The organism is Blastococcus sp. SYSU DS0616, assembly GCF_054051015.1.
Genome location: NZ_JBJHAJ010000051.1, coordinates 1 through 4,778 on the forward strand (window position 1 = coordinate 1; position 4,778 = coordinate 4,778).

Annotated in this window: 4 protein-coding genes and 1 pseudogene; all 5 read right to left on the reverse strand. The window is 64.4% G+C overall.

Features of this window, described 5'->3' with window-relative positions; translation table 11 throughout:
- Nucleotides 1-109, reverse strand: a pseudogene (locus ACI79K_RS20970) (TadE/TadG family type IV pilus assembly protein); the annotation flags it as partial.
- A 152-nt stretch (nucleotides 110-261) separates the two neighbouring features.
- A complete protein-coding gene (locus tag ACI79K_RS20975) occupies nucleotides 262-717 on the reverse strand; it encodes a hypothetical protein (RefSeq protein WP_456600664.1) in 456 nt (151 codons plus the stop codon).
- Between the two features lie 809 nt (nucleotides 718-1,526).
- Nucleotides 1,527-2,189 carry a DUF4145 domain-containing protein gene (locus tag ACI79K_RS20980; RefSeq protein ID WP_456600665.1) on the reverse strand — a complete coding sequence of 221 codons (663 nt, stop codon included), beginning with the start codon at nucleotides 2,187-2,189 and terminating at the stop codon, nucleotides 1,527-1,529.
- A 1,172-nt stretch (nucleotides 2,190-3,361) separates the two neighbouring features.
- Nucleotides 3,362-4,030: a hypothetical protein gene (locus tag ACI79K_RS20985; RefSeq protein WP_456600666.1), complete on the reverse strand. Its 669-nt coding sequence runs from the start codon at nucleotides 4,028-4,030 to the stop codon at nucleotides 3,362-3,364.
- Between the two features lie 94 nt (nucleotides 4,031-4,124).
- Nucleotides 4,125-4,778 (reverse strand): ATPase, T2SS/T4P/T4SS family (locus tag ACI79K_RS20990; protein WP_456600667.1); only part of this gene is annotated, 654 nt, incomplete at its 5' end.

Here is a 4,778-nt window from a genome sequence, read left to right on the forward strand (position 1 = left end):
CCTCCTGCGCGCTCGCCGCCACCACGTTGCGCACGTGCACGTACACCGCCACCTGCAGCACCGCCAGCAGCAGCGCCACGATCAGCAACGAGACCAGCACGAAATCGACGACGGCGCTGCCCCGCTCGACGTCGTCCCGAGTCCACTGCCGGGCCTCACCCCCCTCCCCGCGCTAACAGCCCCCTGGGCCTGAAGCCGCAGCTCGTCGAGAGCGTGGACATCGTCCGGACCCGCACCGAGCTGGACGGCAACCGTGGGCGATCAGCTCCCGATCGCCTTGCGCATCACCTCGTAAAAACTCTCAACATCAGTGCGCAGCTTCAGAACGTCCGTGTGGTCCGCGGGGACCGCCTCGCCGTACTCGGTCCCGAGAGCCGGAAAGTCCTGCTCGATGTTCCACCTGAGCACTTCCTCTGTGCGCAGAAGGGTCTTCCAGGCGGCGAAGACTGGGGCGGGCGCGAACATGCGCATCCGGGCGGTGATGAGATCCACATGCGTCAGCTCCGGAAACGCACTCGTACTCGGATACGGGTCAGTGATCCGCTCGAGCAGCGTTTCCAATGTCTGTGCGTGTGCCATGGCGTCGGTGTAGATAGCCGTCGCCTTGTCCCGGCGCCATGCAGCACGCTCCCGCCGGGAGGCCACCCAGCTCTGCAGGAGTGGGGACGTCAGGGTGGTCAGCAAGCCCAGTGCAGCGATCGCAAGAGTCCCGTTCACAGCTCGACCCTCGCAGACCGGCTCGAGCGGCCGCGGGGTGCCCGAAACTCGATCTTCTTTGGACCCGGCTGTCGCGCGTCTGCGAAGCAACCCGGTCCAGCGGTTATCGCCGCTGCCCCCTCCCCCTCCTCCTACGCCCACGCGAGGCGACGCATGACCACGACCGCCGTCGACTCCGACGTCAAGCACGCGCTGCTGCTCGCCGAGCTGTCCGCGCGTGGCATTCAGGATCGAGCGATGTTCGGCCTCGCTGCCCGATGCGTCTCCGCGCTGCGCTCAGTCGAGAGGCTCGCTGGGGCTGGTGGGCTGGATGACCGAACAGCGCGACGGTCCGTCGTCGGCGCGTGGGCTCTGCTCGCTCCTCGTCTGACGCAGGCTCTCGACGTCGAGGTTTGGGGCGCGTTGTTCGATGAGGCCCGAGTATCGATAGCAAGCTGTGGACTCGTCCCGAGCCTCTCTTGCTGTTCCGTGGATGTGCGGACAAGGAATCAGCTCGCTTCGGATGAAGCTGGACGGACAGAGCCTGCGGCGGCTCGCTGCCACGCCAAGGGCATGACGCAGAAACAGCGCGAGCCGTCACGTCGGCCCGCGGATCTTCACACGACCGCGCCGCGCCAGGCTCTGCTGGCCCGCATCGACAGCGAAGGCGAGGCCGAGGTCGTCGTCGACCCTGCCTGCTGGATCCCCGCAGGTTGTGGCGGGCCGACTACCCTAGGTCGATTTGGATTACGGTCTCGATCAGCCAGAGCGAGAGCGGGATGCGCATCGTCTTAAAGGTTGAGCACTGGCGCAGCGCTCGCTCGTTCGCGCTAGGGCAACGTTGCGGACCTGGGGGCCTGCTTGCGGGCGGCCCTGTTCGCCCGTGCTCGGGCCACGCGCGCCGGTCCCTCGTACACCTCCTCCAGCACCTCGTCCATGAGCGCAACGATCTCCTCAGCCTCCGCCACGTCCGGCGGAGTGGCCGCGAGGTCGCCGTGCGCGATCTCGTTGCCGTCGAGCCGGACCTCGTGGGCAGCGTCCTGCGTGTCGGGGCGGATCTTTCCCGCATTCGCTAAGCCGTCGATCTTCTGCTGCAGCGTCCCCGTCGTGATCCCCTGGTCTTTCGCCGTAGCCTCGACCACGGCCCGCGCGATGGCGATGGCTCCACGGATGGCGCCGATGCTCAGACACTGGTGCACCTCGGACGCAGCCTCCCGGATTGCCTCCGGCACGTCCGGGTAGTCCTTGCCGGTCGCTTTGACGGGCTGCCAGCGAATACTCGAGTCGAAGGTTGAGAGGACATTCTGGACCGAACCGCGCATCCCCAGTTCCTGCGAGTTGCGGGTCACAGTTCCGAGGCTCAGGTGGTGGCATGAGTCGCAGGAGTACACACCGACGTAGTCGATGAGGCCGCTGTCGAGCCTGGCTCCTCGGCCGTCAACCCAGCTCATGTTGGAGTAGGCCTCGCAGAACCAGCACACGCGTCGGGGCATGCCTGGAGCCTAGGTAGAGGTCGCTCCGATCGCACACGGATTGCGGTGCATGCCGGGGCGTTCAAATGTGGAGCAGGTCTGTCGACACCCTAGCCCTATGTCGACAACACCAGCCGTGGAAGGTCAAGTCGGATCGACGACCGAGTCAGCGGAGCGGGGCGCCGACTGCTGCACTTCCTCGCCGGAGTTCGTTCCTTGGATTGCAGCTTTCGTTCGGAGCGATTTGGCGATTTCCTCAAACGTGTCCGCGTATCTAAGACCTTCGCTTAGGTCACCCTCATTATCGGCGATCCAGCGAGCGATACGAGAGGCTAATCTCAATCCGGATTCCGCTCCGAACTCCAACTCGAGAACGTCACCATCCACCCGGGTGATCTGCAACCGTATGTCCGGCACGAACGTTGACTCAACCTTCGCCCAGCCAAGTCGGGACCAGTCTCGAGGCCGACTGCCCGTCGTGACTACGTGCGTCATCCACGCCTCGTGGCGCCTCCTCAGGCCGCTCACTGCATCGCGGACTGAAGGGCTAGATATTCGCTCGAGGTCGAAATAGCCTCCCACTAAGAAGATGAGAGGGATTCCCGGGAAAGGGTCAACTGGGTCCTCGCCCCCCAGGGCATCCGTCATGTAGTTTTCGATTTCGCTGACGGTTACGCGATACCCACCGCCGAAGACTGACTTAGTGTCCTGAATGGCAAGGTCGAGAAGGCGCCATTGATCTTCGCTAAGGCCCTCGAGCGACCCTAGCGACCTCTGCCACTCAGGCGAGTCCTCGAGACCCGGGGAAACTTGCGACTCACTAGAGTCTGTCATGCGCCTACTTGCCTTTCCCCTCAAGGTAGACGGAAACACAGAGGTAAGTCATCCCAAGCCAAACCACGGCCATGACAGCGAGGGCCATGGCGGGGCCCAACTCCAGGTCGTTGAACTCAACGTCCAGGCCGATGCTGGACACGACGACGTGAGGCAGGGCTGGTGGAGCCAGGATTGCAACCGCACTCAGGAGGAAGGCAAAAGCGAGTACTGCCGACGTGAAGACATTGACCTTACCCGCCGGCGTGGCGATTTCATCAATCAGGCCCTTGACTAGACGCCAGAACTTTCGTCTATCGCCTTCATTTATAGGCGGCGGCACCCGTTGACCCCGTATCGTCGAGTCGGCCTACTTCGGCTCAGCGCAGACGGTGTCGCTGCGCAAGGAACATAAAAGAGGAGACTGCAAGACCCAGCCCAGCAACTACGAAGTAGAGGCTTATAAGCTCGCCCATGCGAAGACCAATGAGCGACGTTAACCCTGTCGCCAGCAGCAGGCCGCTGACAAATAGAGCAATGGTCAGAAACTTTATGGAGGTCGAGCCCTCAGCTAGACAACGCGACCCCATCGACCATCCCTCACCCATCTGCCCCGATGTACTGTCGGAGCTTGCACCGCTGAGCCCAGGGGAGACCATAGCCACTGCCGCGTAGCTGGAACTAGGCCCCAGCCGGGATCCCTCACCCTTAAGAGGTGATTTCTTTATGTGCACGCTCGGGTTTGTGTGATGCGCGCCCGGGCGAACCTCGTCGGCCAACCGCTTGGTGTCAGCGCCGGATTTCAGCTCTAAGGCTGCACTCCTGAAGGCGCGTTCACGTCCGAGTCGCGCTCCCTCATTCACGGGCACTGCTGTACGCGCCGCGCCCTCAGCCCCGAGTTCAAGGATCACCTCAACAACATGGAGATCTGTGTTGTTCTCGATCGTCCACGCCTGAGCTGTCGGCCGCACAATCGCGTCAACCCGTTTTGGCGACCCAGGCTCATCCGGTTCAATCGGATGCCGCGATTCCTGAAGGTTCGATGTCACGTTGCTCCCCCTGACGGCCCCGAACGCGGCCCAACGCAGGTGCAACGTCTCATCGACTGCCGCGCCTGCGCCACATGTATAACGGAGTCTGCGGTCACCCGCCAGTAGGAGCGGGCTGGCGCTTCATGCCTGGAAGCGCTATCCTACGCTGTCCCGCAACGCCGTGACGGAGATTCTCCCGCCGACTGCCGCACGCACGCCTTAGCGCCCAGTTGAGCAGGGTCGTCTTGCTGGCCTGGGTGCCGCCGGAGACCAGGATGTTCAGCCCGGCGGCGACCGCGGCCTCCAGGAAGCGGGCCGCCGGCGCGGTGAGCGTGCCCAGCGCGACCAGCTCGTCGAGCGAGTGGGCCTGCAGCACGAACTTGCGGATGTTCACCGCCATGTGCCGACGGGTGATGTCGGGGATGACCACGTGCAGCCGGGAACCGTCGGGCATCATCGCGTCGACGAACGGCGTCGACATGTCGATCCGTCGACCCGAGGTGCGCAGCATCCGCTCGACCAGGTCGGCCAGCTCGCCGGGCGCCAGGATCGTCGTGGTCAGCTCGCTGCGACCCCGGCGGGCGACGAACACCCGGCCCGGCTCGTTGACCCAGACCTCCTCCACCTCGGGGTCGTCCGGGTAGCGCTGCAGCGGCCCGAACCCGGCCACCCGGTCCAGCACGTCGCGGACCACCGACTCCGGATCACCGATCGGCGGCAGCGCCGAGGTCAGCGAGCGCTCCGAGTAGTCGGCGACCACGTCGCG